General features: G+C 55.0%; 18 protein-coding genes. 5 read left to right on the top strand and 13 right to left on the bottom strand.

Translation table 11 applies throughout. The annotated features are described in order from the left end of the window. Positions 1 to 295: 295 nt before the first annotated feature. The gene (locus tag LEP6406_RS0214060; RefSeq protein ID WP_008315643.1) at positions 296 to 1063 is read left to right on the top strand and encodes a hypothetical protein; all 768 of its coding nucleotides are present in this window, start codon (positions 296 to 298) and stop codon (positions 1061 to 1063) included. A gap of 19 nt (positions 1064 to 1082) precedes the next feature. Here the strand turns inward: LEP6406_RS0214060 and LEP6406_RS0214055 are convergent, their stop codons facing one another. From LEP6406_RS0214055 to LEP6406_RS0214045, 3 genes are all read right to left on the bottom strand, one after another. After that, entirely contained in the window at positions 1083 to 2204 is a 1122-nt protein-coding gene (locus LEP6406_RS0214055) for a beta-ketoacyl-ACP synthase (RefSeq protein WP_008315645.1), read from the bottom strand. 527 nt (positions 2205 to 2731) lie between these two features. After that, positions 2732 to 3505, bottom strand: a complete 774-nt coding sequence (locus tag LEP6406_RS0214050) for a peptidylprolyl isomerase (protein WP_008315189.1) — start codon at positions 3503 to 3505, stop codon at positions 2732 to 2734. 467 nt (positions 3506 to 3972) lie between these two features. Further along, a complete protein-coding gene (locus tag LEP6406_RS0214045; RefSeq protein WP_008315237.1) occupies positions 3973 to 4539 on the bottom strand; it encodes a photosystem I assembly protein Ycf4 in 567 nt (188 codons plus the stop codon). A 267-nt stretch (positions 4540 to 4806) separates the two neighbouring features. Here LEP6406_RS0214045 and psbD point away from each other — a divergent pair, with 267 nt between their 5' ends. Beyond that, positions 4807 to 5865 (top strand): photosystem II D2 protein (photosystem q(a) protein), encoded by a 1059-nt coding sequence (gene psbD, locus LEP6406_RS0214035; protein WP_027269127.1) that lies wholly within the window; start codon positions 4807 to 4809, stop codon positions 5863 to 5865. Then, positions 5849 to 7231: a photosystem II reaction center protein CP43 gene (gene psbC, locus LEP6406_RS0214030; protein ID WP_008315387.1), complete on the top strand. Its 1383-nt coding sequence runs from the start codon at positions 5849 to 5851 to the stop codon at positions 7229 to 7231. The genes psbD and psbC overlap by 17 nt, the downstream gene beginning before the upstream one ends. Before the next feature lie 154 nt (positions 7232 to 7385). Here psbC and LEP6406_RS0214025 read toward each other — a convergent pair whose 3' ends face one another. Then, entirely contained in the window at positions 7386 to 8585 is a 1200-nt protein-coding gene (locus LEP6406_RS0214025) for an IS4 family transposase (protein ID WP_027268829.1), read from the bottom strand. Between the two features lie 178 nt (positions 8586 to 8763). On the opposite strand from LEP6406_RS0214025, the gene LEP6406_RS0214020 reads away from it, so the two are divergent. Then, on the top strand, positions 8764 to 9558 hold the full coding sequence (locus tag LEP6406_RS0214020; RefSeq protein WP_008311378.1) for a hypothetical protein: 795 nt from the start codon (positions 8764 to 8766) through the stop codon (positions 9556 to 9558). Positions 9559 to 10143: 585 nt separating this feature from the next. On the opposite strand, the gene glgA is transcribed toward LEP6406_RS0214020, so the two are convergent. The 5 genes from glgA to LEP6406_RS0213995 form a co-directional block, all read right to left on the bottom strand. Further along, positions 10144 to 11565, bottom strand: coding sequence for a glycogen synthase GlgA (gene glgA, locus LEP6406_RS0214015; RefSeq protein WP_008311375.1), 1422 nt, complete (start codon positions 11563 to 11565; stop codon positions 10144 to 10146). A gap of 69 nt (positions 11566 to 11634) precedes the next feature. Further along, on the bottom strand, positions 11635 to 12411 hold the full coding sequence (locus tag LEP6406_RS0214010) for a DUF4058 family protein (protein WP_008311372.1): 777 nt from the start codon (positions 12409 to 12411) through the stop codon (positions 11635 to 11637). A gap of 26 nt (positions 12412 to 12437) precedes the next feature. Then, on the bottom strand, positions 12438 to 13319 hold the full coding sequence (locus tag LEP6406_RS0214005) for a lysophospholipid acyltransferase family protein (RefSeq protein WP_008311370.1): 882 nt from the start codon (positions 13317 to 13319) through the stop codon (positions 12438 to 12440). A gap of 251 nt (positions 13320 to 13570) precedes the next feature. Beyond that, on the bottom strand, positions 13571 to 14740 hold the full coding sequence (locus tag LEP6406_RS0214000) for a PD-(D/E)XK nuclease family protein (RefSeq protein WP_008311369.1): 1170 nt from the start codon (positions 14738 to 14740) through the stop codon (positions 13571 to 13573). A gap of 176 nt (positions 14741 to 14916) precedes the next feature. Continuing rightward, complete coding sequence (locus LEP6406_RS0213995; RefSeq protein ID WP_008311367.1) at positions 14917 to 15933, bottom strand: glycosyltransferase; 1017 nt, start codon at positions 15931 to 15933, stop codon at positions 14917 to 14919. A 112-nt stretch (positions 15934 to 16045) separates the two neighbouring features. Here LEP6406_RS0213995 and LEP6406_RS28130 point away from each other — a divergent pair, with 112 nt between their 5' ends. After that, positions 16046 to 16345: a hypothetical protein gene (locus LEP6406_RS28130; RefSeq protein WP_008311365.1), complete on the top strand. Its 300-nt coding sequence runs from the start codon at positions 16046 to 16048 to the stop codon at positions 16343 to 16345. Between the two features lie 176 nt (positions 16346 to 16521). On the opposite strand, the gene LEP6406_RS0213985 is transcribed toward LEP6406_RS28130, so the two are convergent. The 4 genes from LEP6406_RS0213985 to LEP6406_RS0213970 all read right to left on the bottom strand — a co-directional run bounded on the left by LEP6406_RS0213985 (position 16522) and on the right by LEP6406_RS0213970 (position 21137). After that, on the bottom strand, positions 16522 to 17196 hold the full coding sequence (locus LEP6406_RS0213985; protein ID WP_008311363.1) for a cofactor assembly of complex C subunit B: 675 nt from the start codon (positions 17194 to 17196) through the stop codon (positions 16522 to 16524). A 390-nt stretch (positions 17197 to 17586) separates the two neighbouring features. After that, positions 17587 to 18864: an adenosylhomocysteinase gene (gene ahcY, locus LEP6406_RS0213980; RefSeq protein WP_008311361.1), complete on the bottom strand. Its 1278-nt coding sequence runs from the start codon at positions 18862 to 18864 to the stop codon at positions 17587 to 17589. Between the two features lie 153 nt (positions 18865 to 19017). Next, the gene (panB, locus tag LEP6406_RS0213975) at positions 19018 to 19800 is read right to left on the bottom strand and encodes a 3-methyl-2-oxobutanoate hydroxymethyltransferase (RefSeq protein ID WP_008311360.1); all 783 of its coding nucleotides are present in this window, start codon (positions 19798 to 19800) and stop codon (positions 19018 to 19020) included. Positions 19801 to 20003: 203 nt separating this feature from the next. Then, a complete protein-coding gene (locus LEP6406_RS0213970) occupies positions 20004 to 21137 on the bottom strand; it encodes a ligand-binding sensor domain-containing protein (RefSeq protein WP_008311357.1) in 1134 nt (377 codons plus the stop codon). Positions 21138 to 21582 lie beyond the last annotated feature (445 nt).

Here is a 21582-nt window from a genome sequence, read left to right as displayed (position 1 = left end):
CGGCGTGAGCTCAGCCGAACGGTGAGGGGTCGAAGTGTGCCACGATGAAACGGTCAGAGTATTTACGCCTTTTTTCCTGTTTCCCAGGCTCTGCCTGGAAATCCTTACCGAGGCTCTGCCTCGTCGTTAGAAAACGACAAGGATATTTATTTATGCCGCCCAGTACTAGCTTTGTCGGACCTAATTTTGTCGCACCATAGATTTCATCACATCTATGGGAAACATAGGTTTATCTGAAATCATTCCGGGTAGTCTGTAGGTATAGGTAACCTACAGGTAGCATTTTCACCTGACCATGGCACCTTCCCCTACTTCTTCATATCCCCTAATCCTGGCCCAGACAGAGCCAACACCGCCTGTTGCCCCAGAAGAGTCCTTCAGCCTTCCCAATCTGTGGATGCTGTCCTCCGGGGTATTACTGGTGCTGCTGATCGCCCTTGGCGTCTACAGCCAGATGCAGCAAAAGAAACTCAATAAACAGATCAAATTTGAAACCTATAAGAATCGCGAACTCCAGAAAAAGATCAAAATGGCCCTCGGCACCATCACAAAGATGGAGCGCAACCCTGATCTGGTCCATTCTCGCGAATTCAACCTAGACTACCTCCGACTCCGGATGGACGAAGAACTCTTTCACTTTGCGATCGTGAACCAGCTCAAGGTGAAGGTGAATCAGGAACTCACCGTTGCCCTGCGGCCTCGGCAAGCTGAGTCGGGGATGGTGGGGATTGCGAGTAAGCCCCGGCCTATTAATCAAATTTTTGATGTGCAGTATAAGCCCCAAGATCGCCCTGATGCCAAAGAGCGGGTGCTGTTTCGGATTCAAATCCAGCTTTCGAAAATTCCCACCCAGGCCACCTCAACCACTGTTAGCCAAGTCATTGACTGTATTGAAAATTTCCTGAGTCCCGATGCAGAAAAGAATGCATGGCAGCCCACAATTCAGGGCCGTATTGCTCAAATGCACTGGGATCAAAAGGCAAAACCCACGCCGTTGCTAATCTTGGCCCAGTCTAATGACGGGGTTAACGTCACCCTTCGCAGCAAAAATCGCATTGCTTAGGTAATCTCCAGAAATTACCCTACGCCCCTTTGCCGAAAGCCAACACCGCATTCTGTCCGCCGAACCCAAAGCTGAAACAGAGGGCAGCGGCAAGGGGAGTAGCCTGGGGCTGTCGGAGAAAATTCAGGTCAAAGGCGGGGGTTTCGAGGCCCGCGCAGGGGGGAAGAAGTTGATGGTGTAGGGCCAGCAGACAGACCACGGCCCCCATGGCTCCCGAAGCCCCTAGGGTATGACCCGTAGCCCCTTTGGTCGCTGTGATGGGGACAGGGTGGGGGAAACTTTTCTGAATCAGGGCAGTTTCGTAGGCGTCGTTAAGCTGGGTACCCGTGCCATGGGCATGGATCAGACCGATTGCCTCCAGCGGCAAGCCACTGCGCTGCAAGCTGGTGTGAATTGCCCGCAAACCGCTCCCGGTAGTGAGGGTAGGGGCGCTGATGTGGCGGGCATCAGCAGTGAGTCCAGCCCCCAGGATTGTGCCATAGGCAGGGGCATTCCGGGCCTGGGCAACGCTGTCTCGCTCCAAAATCAATACGGCTGCCCCTTCCCCCAGAACAAGGCCCTCTCGTCGTTGATCAAAGGGGTAGCAGCCGGTCGAGGCCAGGGCACGCATTTGTTCAAATCCCGCCAGGGTCAGGGGAGTGATGGCGGCTTCCCCCGCACCGACAAGAACGCGATCGCACTGACCACGACGAATCAGCTCGGCTCCCTGGGCAATGGCCCACAGCCCCGTTGCACAGGCCGCCATCGGAGCCAGCACAGGCCCCTCGGTGTGGATTTGGCGGGCAACTGCGATCGCACCTGCCGCAGGCAAAGTTTCTAGCCAGTGGGTGATGGGCTGCCCTCGGGCAAAGGCTTCCCACTGGGCCTGGGGACCACGACTGCTACCGATCACCACCCCGGTTTCCGGCAAGGGAGCCGCCAGCTTAGCGTCCTGGAGCGCAGCCTGAGTTGCCCGTACCAGGAGATCCTGAAGCTTTTGAGGCTGATCCGCCACCAGCCCCAAGGGGCGTGGGGGCAACTCGGGAAAAGGCTGACCGACTGCGATCGCCGTCTCCCCCCGCAGCAGTCGCTGCCATTGGACCTCTACTCCGCTACCCAGCGCAGAAACCCAGCCCATGCCCGTTACCACCACTGCGGTCATCAGGACTCTAAGGAATTTGCACAAAAATAAAGTCCCATCCCACCCCCGCCCCTAGCCCTAAGCCCTATGCCCTATGCCAAAGGCAGGCTCCTCGCCAACGGGCAGGCTAACTCCCAGGGAGTGGCTTCGCCAACGCCAACACTGGGTCACTCGCCAACAAGGGCAACCACCCTATGCCCTCTGGGCAGGCTCCGCCCTAGCGTTAGCCATGCCCGAAGGGCTATACGACTCCGTTGCTCCTGCGGAGCCGCTACGCGAACAGGACAGGCAAGGGATTGCCCCTACGGATCCAGATCAATATCGGTCACCCGGCACTGGGTAGGGCGGGTTTTGAGCCTCCCATTTGGGATTTCCCAGTAGACACGAGCTAACCCCGCCCCTACGGGATTTACCCCAATACCCCATCACCCCATCACCCCATCACCCCATCACCCCAATACCCCATCACCCCAATACCCCAATACCCCATCACCCCATCACCCCATCACCCCATCACCCCAATACCCCATCACCCCCACACTCCCTACCTACCCCGCCTCCTTCAAATTCTCACCCCCAGCAGTCACCTCCGCCGATTCAATCACATCCCCCTGTTGAATCTGGTCTACCGCCTCCATGCCCTCAGTCACATAGCCGAATACGGCATAGCTGCCGTCCAGGAAGGGGAGTTCCGCCAGGGTGATGTAGAACTGGGACGAGGCGGAATTGGGAGCCTGCGATCGCGCCATCGCCACTGCCCCCCGCCGATGGGACAGGATCGGAGCCGCCGCCACCCTCGCCTCGGCTAAGGTCTGGCCATAGAGGGGTTGATCGGCCCCCTCCGGTTGAATTTCCAGGGGAATTAATCGAGATTCCTGGGTCTCTGGGTCGATAAAGCTACCCGTGCCCAGCATTTGGGGGGGTACAGAAGGGTCGGCACTCTGGGGATCTCCTCCTTGCACCACGAAGGGTTCCGGCTCCCGCACGACCCGGTGAAAGACGAGATTGTCATAGACGCCCCGCTGCACCAAGTCCACAAAATTGCCCGCTGTGACCGGGGCGTGGTCACCATCCACCTCAATAACAATGGAACTACCATTCACTTGCAGCACCACCGTCGCGGTTCCCTCTAGTCGGGGCAAACCCACAGCAATATCTAACCCAGTGTTAGCCGTCACCACCTCCGGCTCCGGCAAAACCTCTTCTGGGTTAGTGGGCTGCACAGCCTCGGGGGCAGTCGTTTCGTTACCCGTGCAAGCTCCTACCAGCAATAAAGCCACCAAGCAGATTGCCAATCCCCAGCGTCGTATGTAAGAAGTCATTACCTATCCTTGTAGTATCTTCTTGCCCTTGCCCCGGATGCTGCCCCCAGGTGGGAGAACCACTTAGTACCGCAGGGCGTAAATCAGCCCACTATTGCCGCGCCCGCCCAACCTTCTCCGGTCCCCTCTCCCCCTGGGCTACTGTATATACATAAGTCTTCGGTTGAGTCTTGTTTAGGGTTTGATCCCCCCAACCCCCCTTTTTAAGGGGGGCAGTCCTATCCAGAATTGGAGTAGCCCCCTTGAAAAGGGGGCGGCGATCGCGGGGGATTCGCCAAAATGTGACTGCTCAGAGAGATGTGTGTACACAGTAGCCCCGTGGGAGAGGGCTAGGGTGAGGGGCCGAGTGTGCCACGATGGAACGGCCAGGGTATTTCCGCCGCCCAGTACTAAAGATTAACCGGATCCGGCTCATCCCTAAAGCGCTCCCAGTGTAGCCACAAACAAGCCCTAGAAGAGGTGAGTCGCTATAGGCCCTCTAGGGGAACCTGTAGGAAGCGGGCCAGTTCCGCCCCCTGGTTTTCCAATTCCGAGAGAGCAAGGGGCTGCCCCACTCGGGTCAGAGGCACGTCAGGCCGTCCCTTCAGCCGCAGATAGATTACGCGCTTGGGATTCAACCCTTCGCGGATATCTACCCGCACCGCCAGCACTTCTGAAAGGGGATGGTCGATTTCCACCCGTCGGTTTTCTCCGGGAAAACCGGAGCGAAAAATCTTGAGTCGCCCTGTATCTTGGTTGAACTCGTTATAGCCACCTCCCACATCCCACAGAATAATTAGCCAGAGGTAACTGGCCAGCAGGAGTGCCGCAACGCCGTAAAAGCCCATGGCAATGCCCTGGGGAATAAAGATCAACTGGGTCGGATCAGAAAAGGGAAGCAGATTCACGTGAAGATAGCTGGAGAGGCCCGCCAAGAAAAATCCTGTGCCCCCTAGGGTCACGACCACCGCCCACCAATAGTTGCTGAGACGACGTGCCCCCAGAACCGGGCGCTTCAAAACCTTCGTAGACAATGGTTGTATTGATGTCGTCATAACCTGAGAATATAGATGTCGGATTGTAAAAATCGGGATCTCTCCCTATCATAATTAGAAACCTGTACCCCTTGATCCTGACATCTCTAAGATGTGGCTCAAGGATCCACCCCAAGGATCCAGCGCTTAAGTCCTAGATCAGCCCAAGCTGATAGATGGTCTTCATCCGCTGGGGTGACCGCTTCGCATTCATGTGTCACCTGCATGGGCGAGGCTTGCATGTTTTTGGACATGCTGGACTCCTTGCCATAGATAAGAGGATTTGACATGACCATAGCAATGGGACGCGCACCCGCTCAGAGAGGATGGTTCGACGTCCTCGATGACTGGCTAAAACGCGACCGATTCGTCTTCATCGGGTGGTCCGGACTCCTGCTATTCCCCTGCGCCTTCATGGCCTTGGGGGGCTGGCTCACCGGCACCACCTTCGTAACCTCCTGGTACACCCACGGACTTGCCTCTAGCTACCTAGAGGGCTGCAACTTTCTGACCGTTGCCGTTTCTTCCCCCGCTGACAGCATGGGTCACTCCCTACTGCTGCTGTGGGGACCCGAAGCCCAAGGCGACTTTGTGCGCTGGTGTCAGATTGGTGGTCTGTGGAGTTTCACTGCCCTCCACGGAGCCTTTGCCCTCATCGGCTTCATGCTGCGCCAGTTTGAAGTAGCCCGACTGGTGGGACTACGCCCCTACAATGCGATCGCGTTTTCCGCGCCGATTGCCGTGTTCGTCAGCGTATTCCTGATGTACCCGTTGGGCCAGTCCAGTTGGTTCTTTGCCCCCAGCTTTGGGGTAGCGGCCATCTTCCGTTTCATTCTGTTCCTGCAAGGTTTCCATAACTGGACCCTGAACCCCTTCCACATGATGGGAGTAGCCGGAGTATTGGGGGGAGCCCTGTTGTGCGCCATCCATGGTGCCACCGTTGAGAACACCCTGTTCAAAGATGGTGAGAACGCCAACACCTTCCGCGCCTTCGAGCCCACCCAGGCCGAAGAGACCTACTCCATGGTGACCGCCAACCGCTTTTGGTCCCAGATTTTTGGGATTGCCTTTTCCAACAAGCGTTGGCTGCACTTCTTCATGTTGTTTGTGCCCGTCACTGGGTTGTGGATGAGTGCAGTAGGGATTGTGGGTCTAGGGTTGAACCTGCGGGCCTATGACTTTGTCTCCCAAGAGATTCGCGCTGCTGAAGACCCTGAGTTCGAGACGTTCTACACCAAGAACATTCTGCTGAACGAGGGCATCCGGGCTTGGATGGCTCCCACCGACCAGCCCCATGAGAAGTTTGTATTCCCCGAAGAGGTACTGCCCCGTGGTAACGCTCTCTAGTAATTCCTACCTTGGTGGGCGCGATCAAGAATCTACCGGGTTCGCCTGGTGGTCTGGTAACGCTCGCTTAATCAATCTGTCTGGCAAACTGCTGGGTGCCCACGTCGCCCACGCTGGCCTGATTGTGTTCTGGACCGGTGCGATGACCCTATTTGAGGTCGCCCACTTTGTCCCTGAGAAGCCCTTGTATGAGCAAGGCTTCATTCTTCTGCCTCACTTGGCTACCCTGGGCTGGGGCGTTGGCCCTGGTGGTGAAGTCATTGACACCTTCCCCTACTTCGTTGTGGGTGTGTTGCACTTGGTTTCATCCGCCGTCTTGGGCCTAGGCGGTATTTACCATGCCGTTCGTGGCCCTGAAACGCTAGAGGAATACTCTGCGTTCTTTGGCTACGACTGGAAAGACAAGAACAAGATGACCACCATCATCGGCATCCACCTCATCCTGTTGGGATGTGGAGCTTTGTTGTTGGTGATTAAGGCTTGTTTCTTGGGTGGTGTCTATGACACCTGGGCTCCTGGTGGAGGCGATGTGCGGGTAATTACCAACCCCACCTTGAATCCCGCTATCATCTTTGGCTACTTGGTTGGTTCTCCCTTTGGCGGCAACGGCTGGATCGTTGGCGTCAACAACATGGAAGACATCATCGGTGGTCATATCTGGATCGGCCTCATCTGCATCGGTGGCGGTATCTGGCATATCCTGACCAAGCCCTTTGCCTGGGCACGCCGTTCTCTGGTGTGGTCTGGTGAAGCCTACCTGTCCTACAGCTTGGGCGCGTTGTCCCTGATGGGCTTCATTGCCTCTTGCTTTGTGTGGTTCAACAACACCGCTTACCCCAGTGAGTTCTACGGTCCCACCAACGCAGAAGCCTCTCAAGCTCAAGCCATGACCTTCCTGGTGCGCGACCTGCGCCTAGGGGCCAACATTGGTGCAGCCCAAGGCCCTACGGGTTTGGGTAAGTACCTGATGCGCTCTCCCACTGGTGAAATCATCTTTGGGGGTGAAACTATGCGCTTCTGGGACTTCCAAGGCCCCTGGCTGGAGCCCCTGCGGGGTCCCAATGGCCTGGATTTGGATAAGCTAAAGAACGACATTCAAGACTGGCAGGTGCGGCGGGCCGCTGAGTACATGACTCATGCGCCTAATGCCTCCATCAACTCCGTGGGCGGCATCATCACGGAAATTAACTCCGTGAACTTTGTCAACCCCCGTCAGTGGTTGTCTACCTCTCACTTCGTTCTGGGCTTCTTCTTCCTCGTGGGTCACCTGTGGCATGCAGGTCGTGCTCGGGCGGCTGAAGCTGGTTTTGAGAAGGGGATCGATCGTTCCTCTGAACCCGTCTTGTCCATGGGCGACCTAGACTAACGCTTTGGTCTAACGTCTGAGGATAGAGGATAATTAATCCCGCAAAAACCCTGGTGCTCAGCACCAGGGTTTTTGTTTGGGGACGAGACTGAGGGAGGCTCCATAGGGTGAATAAGTCTCTGGTAGTCAGAAACCTTACAGGGTGACAACCCCCCTAGAGAGCTTGCTGGATAAGGGATAGAGCGTGAAAACCTCGCTGAAAATAGCGGTGTTTATGGGGTTTAAGGGCCACCAGCTTGAGCGCCCAATCGGCCCATAAGTCCATGGCATAGAGCCATCGTTGGCCATAGAGACTGAAGCTAAAGTCACTGTGCCGTGGAGCCTTATCTTGGTGCTCTTGGAGACGTCCGGCATACTGAGCTAGCTTGGCCTCCTGCATCCACTGGCCGTGGAGAGTCGCCAAACTGTAAGCCAGAGCGATCAGTAAAACTAAGGCTAAGAATCGGGTGTCATTGACCTTGGTATCCTCCAAGTTATAGCCCCCAGTCTTAAAGTCTTTGAAGAGCTGTTCAATGCCCCAGCGACATCGATAGACCGCTAACGCTTGCTTCAAGGTGGGCAGATTAGTCAGGATATACCACGGCTCCTTCGGCCCCTTCTGGCGATAGGAGCGCTTCCAATACACCGCTAAATTAAACGGGCCCATACCATCGCCCTTGTTGCACAAAACTCCCTCATAAAATCGAGACTGGCCCGGTTTGAAGCCAACGTTTTTGAGGACTTGATAGTCGGTATCGGTATCGGTCTTGAAATGGAAGTCCTTTTTCTGTCGGAGTGCAAAGGACACCCCGCGCTGATCCAACCATTCCGCCAGTTTAGGGCTATGGAACTCCCGGTCACCCAGCAGTAGAACCGGGTAGGACTTAAACAAGGACAGGGCCGCTTTCAGCAGTCGCCGTTGCGTTTTCAGGTCACTCGTACCCGCCCGCCCTAAACGCTCCCAATAGACGGGTAAAGCATGAGTCCCCCACACCACGCTGACCATGAATATATTTCGCCCTTTCCATTCCGTGCGGTCCATTGCCAGAATCCAATAGCCGTGTTTATGGTGTTTGAGCGTTCTCAGACGACGGCGTTGGTCACGGTTCAAGCCCCGTCCCGTTTCCACTTGGCGGATCCAATATTTGAGCAGTGGAAACCACAGCACCTTGAGCGTGAGTTTGGGTAAGGCTAAAAAGCGTTGTAAGTTCCGTTTGCGACTTTGATACTGAATGGGCTGAGGAAAGACGCTGGCTAAGACGGAGAGTTTGACTTGGCGATGCGCTTGTAGCAATAACAACAGTAACTGGAAGGTCAAGTACTGTTTTTCATTGAGATGGGTGAGAAGGGTAGTTTGGTAGAATGTAGGGAACATATTTGGTTGGGGGAGCTGTACTGAGGCTCCCTTTTTTTTGTCCCCTCCATTATCTCAAAACCCTGTACCGTATGACGTTGAGTGCCCTTGTCACCCGTTAAGGTCAGAAACATTCTCTGGTAATTACACCGCGATGACCTTCATAGCATCGCGGCACCACTCACCAGAAACTTGTGCCATGCCATCTACCTTGCCCCCATCCTCTAAACTTGATCAACTCCTCAAGGGACTCTCCATTCCCGTCGCCCTCTCCCTTGCGGCTACTCTGTTTTCAGGCAATACGTTCAACCTGCTCAATGATTGGGACTGGTTCAATGGGTCTTTCAACTCCACCACTAACCCCCCACCGCAGCACGATGCCTCTGGTGGTGAAACTAACTCGACTGCCATAGACCCGTTGACTCCCGACATTTCCATCCAGGTCAACCCCAGCATTGTGGTGCATTCTGGTGCTTTGAATGCTTGGCAGCAGGTGGAGATAGGAGATGGCCCTGCCATCACCCTAAACAATGACAATGACGTGGATAACCGCAGCCAGTCCAATCCCGTTATCGAAAACAGCCCCCAGTTTGATTGGGTGTTTCCGATTGAGGTAAACCAATGGATGCAACCCCAGAACCATTACCCTGGTTTATCCCTAGTGGTTTCTGGTCCTTTTCAGCACCAGAATGCCAACCTTTTTCCAGGGGAGAATCGCCACTTTTGGGCAGATCAACCCAGCCGAGGTGGGTTCGGACTGGTCATAGGTTCCGGTAATGCAAGGGAAAGGCCCCAGCCTGGGGGGGAAATACTTTCCCCCTCCTCTGGAGCTGGCTTGGGGGCAGCGACCTGTCTCCCTACAGCCAAAGCAGAGTTTGTTGAGTCAGCTCCAACAGCGGTTCCAGAGGCGAAGATGATCTTGGGGCTGAGTCTGGTTGGGGTAACCCTGTTGAGCCGTGTGTACGTTCAGCATGGGCGTGAACTCGTTGGGTGAACGTCCGCTAGGGGAGCACCCGCCATCCAAAGAATCGAAAGTAACCCTTGTTGGACAAGCTCTTTGTAGGGTGGGCATTACAAAGGCCAACGGGGTCTGACCTATTCCATGGTCAGACCCCGTTAACGTAGTGATTTCAAAACTAATAAAGCGTCAATCGAATGCAGTCAGTATGTTGAGTTGACCAATGAGAGAACGCATTACAAAGGGTTTTCAGGTTGACTTTACAACGCTTGCCATCTGCTTAGATTGGGTGGACTCGAAGTCGTTTACCCCGATTTAGATGTCGTTTAAAGCCATGAAAGTTTGGTTTTTGGGCCGTTCACCAGCTCATCTCTAAAAGAGTTGTATTGAGCTTGTATGGATATTTAGTTGTCCTTTGTTATTTCCTAAGTTATCACAGCCTTTCCCTATTCAGGACTGTATTCACGCAAGTTAACGATGGGTTAAATAACTTGGTACTGTGAATAATATTTTCCCCAAAGAGTTTCAATGGTGCTACGGGATACCGATGGGTGGACCTGGGAAACGGGGCCACTGCACCTTGACTTCCCCAGGGATTTCTCGCATCGGATCTTTAGAACTCTATCGGTTGGTGGGTTCGGTGGGGGCCAATTGCAACTGGGTCTTGTAATCTATTCCCAGGATGTCTGAGTAGAGCTTGATATACTCCACCGCTGACTTATCCCAGCTAAAGTCCTGGTTCATCGCCCGCTGCTGTAGCGCTTGCCAAGCATCCTTGTAGCGATATCCTTCCCAAGCCCGCACCAGACAAGTGTAGAGATCTAGGGGTTCATAGCGATCAAAGCAATAGCCCGTCCCTAAGCCATTAGTGGGGTCGTGGTGGGTGACGGTATCTACCAGTCCGCCAGTCCGGCGGACAATGGGGATGCAGCCGTAGCGCATGGCAATCATTTGACTAATGCCGCAGGGCTCAAAGCGGGAGGGCATGAGGAAGGCGTCGGTGCCACCGTAGATGCGACGACCGATGCCGTCACTGTAGAGCAGGTACACTGCTACTCGCCCCCGATAGCGGGTGGCTAGCTCCCAGAGCTGGTTTTCGTAGTAGCGATCGCCGGTTCCCAGGAGTACAAACTGGGCATCGGTATAGGCCAGGAACCGATCAAGGGTTTGTAGGATCAGATCCAGCCCCTTTTGCTCCACTAGTCGCCCGACCATGCCCACCATGAAGGCTTCTGAGTTCACCTCTAGGCCCAGTTCCTCTTGGAGCGCAACTTTGTTGGCCCGTCGCCGCTCTAGAGTATCGGCGGTGAAGGTTTGGGTTAACTGGGTATCGGTTTCGGGGTTAAACAGCTCCATATCGATGCCGTTGAGAATGCCGCTGAGCTTGCCACTGATAAAGGACAGCAACCCCTCTAGTTCTTCGCCGTAGTCGGTGGTTTGGATCTGTTGGGCATAGGTGGGGGAAACGGTGTTGACGCGGTCGGCAAATTGGACTGCCGCTGCCATGGTGTTGTGGCCCTGCATATACCAGGGGCACCAGGTTATCTTTTCCAGTTTCCAGCGCCAGGGGCCTTGGTAGGCCAGGTTGTGAATGGTGAAAACCGTGCCGATATCGGAGGTTTGGTTCATCCACACGGGGATCATGCCGGTGTGCCAGTCGTGGCAGTGCATGATTTGGGGCTTCCAAAAATTCCAGGCAAACTCTGCCGCACCGTTGGCAAAGAAGGTAAACCGCCAGTCTTCGTCATCGCTGCCGTAGACGGTTCGGGCATCAAAGGCAGGGTGACCAAAGAGGTACAGGGGAATGTCGGTTCCCGGTAAGGTAGCCTCATACACGGCAAAATCGTTGAACATGGCGTATCCCCACCAGACGGGTTCTTTGGGGATATCAATTTTGTCGGGCAAAAAACCGTAGTAGGGCATGAAGATGCGGACATCATGGCCCATTTTTCGCAGTACTTTGGGCAATGCCCCGACTACATCCCCCATGCCCCCGACCTTGGCGAGCGGTGCTGCTTCTGCTGCCACAAACAAAATCCGCATGGTTCTGCCTTTAGAAATCTTTTCAATATCCCCATCAGTCTACGAGGGCACGGTTACCCTGCATAGGGGCTAGCCTAAGGTCGCTAACCAAGCCCCATCGACGGCACTGACAGGGGGCTCTGGCGGCTGGGAATAATCAATCGCGAGATCCAGGGCAGCTTCCTCATAGGCCCGCTCTAGCACAGCGGCTAAGTCGATGGCGGGCTCCTGATCTGCGATGGTCAGGGGCAGGGCAAAGATGGGGATCGGCTCCCGCAAGTCAAAGGGATACCGTTCCGCAGCGGGCCGTTCATCAGCTCGACTGACCAGGATTTGATAGCTGGCTTGGCGACCTCCTTGCACTGGCATGGAATCTCCCGTTCTAAGGAGATCGATCTCCACCAGATGGGTCTGGCTATTGAGGAGGGTTTGGCGTTTTTTCAAATACCGGGATCTCCCTTCCCCTAGACGCTTATTTTTGGGGGAGAGTATTTCAATGACGGTGATCACCTTGCGGGTCGCGATCGCGCGAATTTCCAGAAAATACTCAGTGACTTCCTCTAGCATCGGCACGCCTACGCGCTCTGGTTGGCTCAGAACGGGTTGCCTGACAACGGTGGTGGAAATAGTGGTAGCAGTGCGGGGGCTGTTACCGCCAAGTCGTTGCTGAAGAACTGCTGTATCGGGGATGCCGACTAGAAGGGCATCTAGATACACCCGTTTATCAACTGCGGCTCGATATTTGGGGGTCAGTATCGGGTTCAGGGTTCTCATCAGCCCGCTAATCAATCCATAGTGGACTTCTGGCCAGAGGTCTGGCCGTTCCAGGTACGGATTCATCCCAGGGAAAGCAGGCTTGCTAGTCATGGTTTCATTCTAGAAGTGCAAGTCGCTTATTTCCCTAAAGGCGGTGTGAGCAGGGCAGTGAGGGCCTGTTCTAGTTGCGCGATCGCACTATCGATCTTGTCCCGGCGGGGGCGTTTTTCTTGGGGAAACTGGAGAGGTGGCCCAAAGCGTAGGGTCAAGGTTTTGCGAAAGGACAGGTGGCTGGTGCCCCGGATCGCCACCGGGGTAATGGGCACCCCTGATCGCAGGGCATAGATCACCGTACCCCGCTTTAGGGGGAGATGGAGTTTGCCCTCTTGACTACCGAGGCGACCTTCGGGAAAGAGCAAGATGCTATCCCCCCGCCGCAAAATACCCTGCACCGCCTGATCGATCTGGCGCAGTTGTTGAATGGAGTTGCCGCTGGGGACGTGTTTTTCGATCGCTTCCGCCAAGGGTTTCAGATCGGGGCGATCACCCTGGGCCACAGCCATCACCGCCATCTCCTCCTTCCACCACCGCTCTAGGGGAATCACTCCGCCCGCCTTGCCAAATAGCCAACGCTTCCACCCCTGACCAAAGAGGGTACGGGCATCTCCCAAACTGTAGTAGTAGGGATGGGGCGGCACCGTGGCCAGGAGAAGGAAGGGATCGAGGTGGCTGAGGTGATTGGCCACCAGCACACCGCGCTGAGTGGGGATAAATTCCGGCTGCTCTACCCGCACCCGAAACGCGAGTCCGATGGCCATTCTCAAGGCCCAGCGCCGCAAGGTGCCACTAACCCGCCGCTCCTTGGTGCTGGAGTTCACATCCCCCAGTTGGGCCAAGCTCTCTTGAATATGGCGCTGCACTTGGGGCTTCTGGGCAATGGCTATCCCCGCCTCCACCTGACGAATCATGGCGGCGGTCAGGGGGACGGCGTCTAGGTCTGGGTTCGGGAGTACCGCCATGCCTGTGTATCCTCCTGATGTTGCTGAACTGAGCGGCATCGGCCCCCCTTAGTCCCCCCAATTCTGGGGGGAGACCGGAGTTGAAAGTCCCCCAGAATTAGGGGATCTAGGGGGCTAGATCGCTGACAAGGCACTATAGACAACTTATGTATACACAGTAGCCCAGGGGGAGAGGGGACCAGAAAATGTTGGGCTGGTGCGGCAGAATCGCAAGCTTATTTTCGCAAATCGGTACTAGCTTTGGCATGAATTTAGGCTGAAGACTCTTCCCCCAACACATTCTCATCCTCGTCTTTATCTTCATCTATGACATCTTCATCTATGACAGATCCCCATGGCAATTGAGGATATTGCTGTCTAATATTTTTTAGCTCGCTCAATGCCTCCAGAAAAAAATCCTCAATTGCAGACACATGATCTTCCATGGACAAGAATTCTCGCAGACTTCTTTGCAAAGTAATTCCTGACCAAGTACTAGAAGCATCTAGGTTATATGAATGCCAGCTAGAATCATTAGCTATTTGCCTTAATCCGTTAATAATCTCTTGGCGCTTAGGCGACTTTGGTTCTACTTGTAGTACAAGCTGAACACTCGGATATCCAGAAGAGTCAACAGATTCAACGGGTTGCATGAAAAAGCCCATAAAGCATGACCATCCGTCAGGCATCTGAGAAACTAATATGTAGCGTCCGTGCCACTGAATCCATTGGAGTGCATGACGCTTTGCGATTTCACGCTTTTTATTCCTTCCCAGGACTTTTTCAAATTGTGCTACAACCTTGCCCCACATTACTGCTTCCATCAGTTTTAGTGCTGGAAGGAAGTTTACTAGTGCTGATATGTCAACAGGGGAAAACTGATTACTCTGGGCCATCCGGTGCTCCTGCATGAAGATAGTGATTTCTTGACTAATTTCAGAATTAACTTGAGTAGTTAGGAACTGATAAAACTGATGCCAGCGCAACTGTTTGAATTTAACGTTGAAATTCCTAATGACATCAGGAATATTTTCAAAGATTTTCGATTCTTTTTTCGGATCAAAATCCCTGGTTACATATATTAAAAACTTGTGTCGATATTCAGGTAGCTGATTTAGGATTTCAGCGTAGTCAGATAGTTGATTGTATCCTTCAGATGATCCTACTTTGCTTTCGATAAAAATAAGATCACAGCTTTCTCCATTCGATAGTTCTATTACGATATCAGGTCGCTTGTCGCCGTTGATAGGATGCTTGTAGGTTTTCTGTGTGGTGATGTCAGCCGCTAAGTAATCTTCTGAATTCAGAATGTCATTGTGCTTAAGCCAAGAAAATAAGATTTCTTTGTTTTTACTCAAAAAATAGGCCACAACTTCAGTGAAGAAATCCTCTAATGGAATGTTGCCTTTATGAAGTCTTAGGAGCTGACTAAAAAGGGCCATGATTGGCTAACTCGGGTAGGATATAAGTTGGACTAGTACATGATGGCGGCAATGCTCTAACCGTTCTATCGTAGGACATCTCGGCCCCTCACCCTAACCCTCTCCCACGGGGAGAGGGGACTAGAAAATATTGGGCTGGTGCGGCAGAATCGTAAGCCGATTTCTGCCTCGCGGTACTAGCTTCGGACCAGCTTTTGCCAGCCCTTGGTCCAAAGGCGCTGGCCTTGGAGGCGCAATTGTCGCAGGGGGGAGAGTCCCGGTACATCTGCTGGGTGGGTGGTGGCGTGGTCAAAGAAGTGATTGATTTCCTTCAAAATGTGACGGCAGCGGGGGAGGAGTTGAGCCTGCCGATAGGGTGTAAAGAAGCTTTCTGGTAGGGAGAAGGGCTGGGGATTGGCCACCGCTGCAAGGATGCGCTCCACATCATAGGCGGTGGAGTAGACGCCAATCTTTTCACAGTTAAATCCCGGATCTAGATAGTCCGCTAGGGCATGGTTGACGCTGGAAAATACCTGGCACCCACAGGCTAGGGCTTCCATCGGAGGCAGGCCAAATCCTTCAGATACCCCTGCGATCGCCCAATGTTCTGCCGAGTCGTAGAGGTATACCTTGGCCCGGTTGAACAGTTCCCCTAAATCCTCGACGAAACTATCCAGGACTACCACTCGGCAGCGCTTTTCCAGGGCGGGGACCAATTGATTGAGCAAATACTGGGATGATTTTCGTCCCTGCACCAGCACGTCAATGTCTCGGGGTAAACCGCGATCGCAAAAAGCTTCAGAAATATGGTTCGGCAAATAGTAAATCGGCGCATTGGGGGCACGCTGCCCCCAGTAGCCCATCGTGTTGCGGCTGACGGTAAGAATGGGCACCGAGGCAGGAAGGCGAAACCCATAGCCCGCACTGTGGGCATGGTGCAGCAGGGATCGCCCCCGCAGCCGCGCCACCAATTTGGGCACATCAAAGCCCCAACTGACCACAAAAATGGCGTCCCGAGCAGCCTGACGCTTCAGCACATCAGATAAAAACAGGGTGTCAGGCTCCCGCTGCCGGTAGGTCACCACCGCCGCTTCAGTCACCTGCTGCACGAGGGCCAGGGTCTTGAGTTCCGCAAACAACCCCCCACAGAGATACCGACCGCTGGTACCGGGCAACAAAAAATAGAGGGGACGCATACTATCAATTTTCTGCATACAAGCCATTCACGAGATGCTTAGGTTCTTTGGGATCGCCCCGTTAGATTAGGGACATAGGCGCAGTACGCACCGCCAGAACCCGCCTCACCCATTGCAATAGGAGGTTGTTATGAACAGCTACACCCACTACACCACCACCCTACTGGACCAACAGCGGCAACATCTAGATACCCTCGTGTCTCGGCCCGATGAAACCGCATTTCAGCCCTCTCGCTTAGGGGAGGTTGTGGCCCAGATTGGCCATGCCCTAGTCAACTATTTTGCCACTGGTTCTCACCCTCGGATTAGCCAAGCAGTACGACAGGGTCATGCAGTGTGGAAGGTCTATGACCCCATCAGCGATCGCGTTCACTACTTCGATCATGAAGATGAGGTTCGGGTCTGGCTTGATCAGCGCTTTTACGAGTAGGACAGGCGAACCCGACAATTTTCATGCTCATTCGTCACCCCCACTCTGTCCTACATCAATACCAAATCTTGGTTATAGACCTCCGATTCGTTAAGTGCATCTCCATGAGCCCCTAAGGGTTTCTGTTGAAAAACGGGGGTGAATTCGGATTCTGGATAAAACCGATTAGGGGACTGCTACGGCAGTCCCTTTTTTGTGTTCCCTGACACCACCATCCGATCCAGGGTTTCCCCTACCTTGTCGGCAATGCCCTCAATCCAGGCTTCATCCTGCTGGGTATAGCTGCGGGGGGCATTGGCCCCTAGAATCAGCACCCCTTGTGAGCCCAAGGGCTGACAGATGACTCCCTGGGTGTTTTCCGGCAGGTAAGTAAACTCCACCCGCCCCGGATACAGCCGCAGATCTACGAGGTAAACGGCTTTCCCTGTTGCCAATACCCGCTTTAGGATCGTCCCTGGCGTCACCGTCGCCGTTGGTCCCAGAACTCCCCGCCGCAGCAAAACGCGATCGCAGTGGTAAACCAACAGCGATCGCGTCACCGTATTCGTCAACAATAAATGGGAAACCCAAGCCAGTTCCGTCTGCACTTCCTCCGGTAGATCTGGAACCAGATCAAATCCCGTTTCCCCCACCAGGGTTACCGCTTCTGGCGAACGGGGCTGTACCCGCTGCCACAGCAACCCCGTCAGCACCAAAACGGCACTCAGAACAATTCCCATCACATCGGATCGGGCCTGGGACTCCGTTAGCGCTGGAGTCAAGACCCGATTCAACACCAGGAGAGAACTGCCCAAGATGCCCACCACGAGGGGCAACCGCCGCAGAACCCGATTGGGATCCGATGAAGCCATAGCATTTGCCTGAGCTTGACAGAACCTAGTGGTCTGTCAATCCTAAATTTGTAGGTTTGGTGGCGCGACAGCAGAACCCAACAAGGCTTACTACTGTTGGGTTCCACTTCGTTTCACCCAACCTTGTATGGAATTCTTGTGGGGTGGGCCTCCGGCCTGCCCAACTTGAGTAGGACAGCCAAGATGGCTATCCCACTAATACCAGACAGCCAAGATGGCTATCCCACAAGAATTCTACAAAGTGCTGCACCCAACCTACGAGTACCCTAATCTTTAGTCTTGACGCTGCACTAGTACCCTGCGGCGTCAAGACACTAACCGTTCCATCGTGGGACACCTCGGCCCCTCACCCTAGCCCTCTCCCACGGGGAGAGGGGACCAGAAGTAGTACTAGGTGCCGGTGTTCCAGGAATTGATATAGATTTCCTGCTCAGCCGTGAGACTGTCGATATCAATACCCATGGCCTGGAGCTTCAGACGGGCGATCTCCTTATCCACCGCCTCCGGGATGGAATGAAGACCCGGTTCCAGAGAACCCTTGTTCTTCACCAGGTATTCGCAGGCCATGGCCTGGTTGGCGAAGCTCATGTCCATAACGGCGCTGGGGTGACCCTCCGCCGCCGCCAAGTTAACAAGGCGACCTTCCCCAAGCACGATCACGGACTTACCGCTGGGCAGGAGGTACTGCTCAGTGAAGTTGCGGACCTGCTTGACTTCCGTAGCCATCTCTCCAAGGGATTTGAGATCAATCTCGATGTCGAAGTGACCGGAGTTGCAAACGATCGCACCGTCTCGCATGGCTTCAAAGTGCTCCTTGCGGATGACGTGCTTATTCCCCGTCACGGTGATGAACAGATCGCCTTGGGCCGCAGCCTCTTCCATGGGCATGACCCGGAAACCATCCATGACGGCCTCAAGAGCGCGGGTGGGGTCAATTTCGGTGACGATGACATTCGCCCCTAGACCCCGCGATCGCAGTGCCGTCCCCTTACCACACCAGCCGTAGCCCGCAACTACGATGTTTTTCCCCGCCAGCAATACATTGGTCGCGCGGATGATGCCATCCAGAGTCGATTGCCCAGTGCCGTAGCGGTTGTCAAAGAAATGCTTGGTGTCGGCATCATTGACATTCATGGCGGGGAAGCTCAGCACCCCATCCTTGAACATGGCCCGCAGGCGAACGATGCCCGTGGTGGTTTCCTCCGTGGTGCCGATAATATCCGACAGTTGGGCCTGACGCTCCTGCACCAGAGTCGCCACCACATCACTGCCGTCGTCAATGATGATGTTGGGGCGATGATCGAGGGCAACTTCCACGTGGCGGTGGTAGGTGTCGTTGTCTTCCCCCTTGAGGGCAAAAACGGGAATGCCATAGTCGGCCACGAGACTGGCCGCCACGTCATCTTGGGTAGAGAGGGGGTTGCTGGCGATCAGCACCGCATCGGCTCCACCAGCCTTGAGAGCGATGGCCAGATGGGCGGTTTCCGTCGTGACATGGCAGCAGGCGGAAATGCGAATGCCCGCAAAGGGCTGTTCTTGGGCAAAACGCTCTTGGATCTGGCGCAGCACGGGCATTTCCCGGCCAGCCCACTCAATGCGCTGTTTGCCCTGGGGAGCAAGGGAAATATCTTTAATATCGTACTTCTGTTGCACTTGGGTAGCAGTCATAGATTCTCTGGCTTCGCCTTTGGCGTAATGGGCAGTTATCTTGTCGGAGCCTGGGACCATAAAGTCACACCGACTGTGGGACCAGTCCCGTCTCCGGTTCACGCGATAGACCCACAGCCTTCTTAGCATATCCAACTGGTCTACCCCTTGTCCCTAGGCGGTCGGAAACTGGCGCGATCGCACCTCCTCACAAAACTGCTTCGCCGCCGCAATGCCCACCTGGCGCAGGTCAGCATAGGACTTCGCAAACGGGGGATGCCAGTCCGACAGCCCCAGTACGTCAGCCGTGACCAACACCTGGCCATCACAGTCAGGGCCAGCACCAATGCCAATGGTGGGAATCGTCAGCTTAGCCGTGATGGTTTGGGCCAGAGTCGGGGGAATGTGCTCCAGCACAATGGCAAAGGCCCCCGCCCGCTCAATCGCGATCGCCTCCTGAAGTATGCGCTCCGCCGACTCGGGAGAAGTCCCCTGTCGGCGAAACCCCCCCACCACATTGACCGACTGCGGCGTCAGCCCCACATGGCCCATTACCGGAATCCCCGCCTGCACTAAAGCGTGAATCGTGTCCGCCATAACGGGATAGCCCCCCTCCACCTTTACCGCTTGCACCTCCGCCTCCTTCAGTGCCCGCCCCGCAGATCGCAGGGCATCTGCCACAGACGCCTGATAGCTCATAAAGGGCAAATCCATTACCAACAGGGCATTCCTGACCCCCCGCCGCACCGCCCGCCCATGGTGAATCATTTCCTCTAGGGTCAGGGGCAGCGTGGTGTCATAGCCCAACGCCACCATTGCCAAGGAATCCCCCACGAGAATCAAATCCGCCCCCGCCTGATCCGCCAAGTTGCCAGAGATGACATCCCACGCCGTCAGCACAGCGATAGGCCGCTGCTCTTGCTTCCAGCGCAAAACCTGCTGCATTTTTACCGCCATCCCACCCCACTCCACCTACTTGGTGTCCGTCAATATTCCCCAGCCCCTTCTCCCGTTGGCTTCGACTCCGCTCAGCCAACGGGAGAAGGGGATCCGGATTCAAAGTCCCTCTCCCAGGGAGGGAGAGGGATTTAGGGTGAGGGCCAGAAGCATTGCGCTGTGAGGGTTTCACCTTAGGCTTGCTCCATGACTCACGCCTTGGCCTAACGCTGAAAAAACTGAGGATTAACAAAAGCCCCATGAACCGATGCCTGCCCAGTGCTCAGACTCACCCAAGCCAGCCCTTCACTGGTGCCCACCCACACCTTATTGCCAACCCCCGGTGCCAGGGCTAACACCCGTGCAGCCGGTAAATTCCGCACCTGCCCCAGCATGGCCCCATTGTAGGGGTTGAGCTTGAACAACCCATCCTGGGTGCCAACCCAGAGGGCACGGGTGCTATCAAATCCGATGGATAGCACATTTTTGCCCTGCATCACACCGACAGATCGGGTCAAACTCCCCGTACTGGGATCCACCACCAGCAGTGCATTTGGGGTAGCCACCCAGAGATCGCCATGGGGGCCAAGAACCATATCCTGCACCACTTGCCCCGGCAAATCCCTGATCCGCCGCATGGGATAGGCACTGGCGGTATTAATCTGCACCAGCCCCTCTAAAGTGCCGACCCAAAGATGACCATTGTCATCCAAGGCCATGGCATTGGCGCTGACACCGGGCAAGTTTTCTAAGGTAGTCATCAGCAGGCCCTGATCGGGGCTGATCATGGCCAAACCGCGATCGGTGCCCACCCAAAGAAACCCTCGGGTATCGATTAGCAGATCCAGCACCCGGTTAGAAGGCAGGGAAAAGTTTTGGGCCGTGACGGCATTACTGCGGGGGTCAATGCGGATTAGGCCCGTGTAGCTACCCACCCAAATACGCCCCACCCGATCCTGGGCCATGGCCTCAATGGCACGGCTGGGAATATTCACGCGGGCCAGAATATTGCCTGTTTCTGGATTAATGCGGGCCACCTGTCCCTGCCAAGTCCCCACCCATAGGCTGCCCGTGAAGTCTTCCTGGAGGGTGGGAATCCGATAGTCTGCCTGGGGTTGCTCCTCTCCAGGTCGCTGGGAGGGGAGAGGATCCGCGTTGTTGGGGGGTAGCTCCGGGGTGTATACCCGTTCAGGGGCCGGATTTCCCGAGGGGGTTTGGGCCAAGACTGTCGCACGAGGTTCCTGAGGTAGGGCTCCTGTGGTGCCCGCTAGGGCTACTGCGGCCCACCCCTGCCCCAGGCTACCCACGCTGCCGAGAAGCAGCCCCACCAATCTCACCTGTAACGCTGTTTTACCCATGACCCTCTACCCTTGGCCTGCCATAACGTTCATTGCGCTGTTGTAATGCAAACTGTGTGATGCTTTGCTTAAAGTTTATGTAGAAAGCTCCGCGATCGCTATTAACCCGCCATTATTGCGGGCAAGAAAGGGAAAACCCGCTGGATAATCTCCCGTCAACCTATTGTCTCTAAGAAGTCATCCCCTGGATTTATAGCGGTTCCCTAATGGATGAGGTCCAGCTCAACTTGATGGCAATTCGGGGAACAAGGGGCTTAAGCCCCTTGCCTGGAATTAACCCGAGTGAGAACCGCTATAGGTGGCAAGCGTTGCTCTGGCAGGTTCACGCCTTGTCTCTGCTTGGATTTGGGACGGAACTTTAGCGAGAACAGGCTAAATCCTGTACCGGAGCATTATCGGAATACCGAGTTACATAACGAGACGCTGCTCAATGGTCCGTGATGGA

Origin of the sequence: Leptolyngbya sp. PCC 6406 (assembly GCF_000332095.2) — a bacterium.
Classification (GTDB): Bacteria; Cyanobacteriota; Cyanobacteriia; order Phormidesmidales; family Phormidesmidaceae; genus PCC-6406.
The sequence above is the reverse complement of the archived record's forward strand: the minus strand, read 5'-3'. Positions and strand labels throughout refer to the sequence as shown.

What these genes read in the sequence shown, in the direction of transcription:
- LEP6406_RS0214060 (WP_008315643.1), top strand. Translation starts at nt 296, where the DNA reads ATGGCACCTTCCCCTACTTCTTCATATCCCCTAATCCTGGCCCAGACA.
- LEP6406_RS0214055 (WP_008315645.1), bottom strand. Translation starts at nt 2,204, where the DNA reads ATGACCGCAGTGGTGGTAACGGGCATGGGCTGGGTTTCTGCGCTGGGT.
- LEP6406_RS0214050 (WP_008315189.1), bottom strand. Translation starts at nt 3,505, where the DNA reads ATGACTTCTTACATACGACGCTGGGGATTGGCAATCTGCTTGGTGGCT.
- LEP6406_RS0214045 (WP_008315237.1), bottom strand. Translation starts at nt 4,539, where the DNA reads ATGACGACATCAATACAACCATTGTCTACGAAGGTTTTGAAGCGCCCG.
- psbD (WP_027269127.1), top strand. Translation starts at nt 4,807, where the DNA reads ATGACCATAGCAATGGGACGCGCACCCGCTCAGAGAGGATGGTTCGAC.
- LEP6406_RS0214025 (WP_027268829.1), bottom strand. Translation starts at nt 8,585, where the DNA reads ATGTTCCCTACATTCTACCAAACTACCCTTCTCACCCATCTCAATGAA.
- LEP6406_RS0214020 (WP_008311378.1), top strand. Translation starts at nt 8,764, where the DNA reads ATGCCATCTACCTTGCCCCCATCCTCTAAACTTGATCAACTCCTCAAG.
- glgA (WP_008311375.1), bottom strand. Translation starts at nt 11,565, where the DNA reads ATGCGGATTTTGTTTGTGGCAGCAGAAGCAGCACCGCTCGCCAAGGTC.
- LEP6406_RS0214010 (WP_008311372.1), bottom strand. Translation starts at nt 12,411, where the DNA reads ATGACTAGCAAGCCTGCTTTCCCTGGGATGAATCCGTACCTGGAACGG.
- LEP6406_RS0214005 (WP_008311370.1), bottom strand. Translation starts at nt 13,319, where the DNA reads ATGGCGGTACTCCCGAACCCAGACCTAGACGCCGTCCCCCTGACCGCC.
- LEP6406_RS0214000 (WP_008311369.1), bottom strand. Translation starts at nt 14,740, where the DNA reads ATGGCCCTTTTTAGTCAGCTCCTAAGACTTCATAAAGGCAACATTCCA.
- LEP6406_RS0213995 (WP_008311367.1), bottom strand. Translation starts at nt 15,933, where the DNA reads ATGCAGAAAATTGATAGTATGCGTCCCCTCTATTTTTTGTTGCCCGGT.
- LEP6406_RS28130 (WP_008311365.1), top strand. Translation starts at nt 16,046, where the DNA reads ATGAACAGCTACACCCACTACACCACCACCCTACTGGACCAACAGCGG.
- LEP6406_RS0213985 (WP_008311363.1), bottom strand. Translation starts at nt 17,196, where the DNA reads ATGGCTTCATCGGATCCCAATCGGGTTCTGCGGCGGTTGCCCCTCGTG.
- ahcY (WP_008311361.1), bottom strand. Translation starts at nt 18,864, where the DNA reads ATGACTGCTACCCAAGTGCAACAGAAGTACGATATTAAAGATATTTCC.
- panB (WP_008311360.1), bottom strand. Translation starts at nt 19,800, where the DNA reads ATGGCGGTAAAAATGCAGCAGGTTTTGCGCTGGAAGCAAGAGCAGCGG.
- LEP6406_RS0213970 (WP_008311357.1), bottom strand. Translation starts at nt 21,137, where the DNA reads ATGGGTAAAACAGCGTTACAGGTGAGATTGGTGGGGCTGCTTCTCGGC.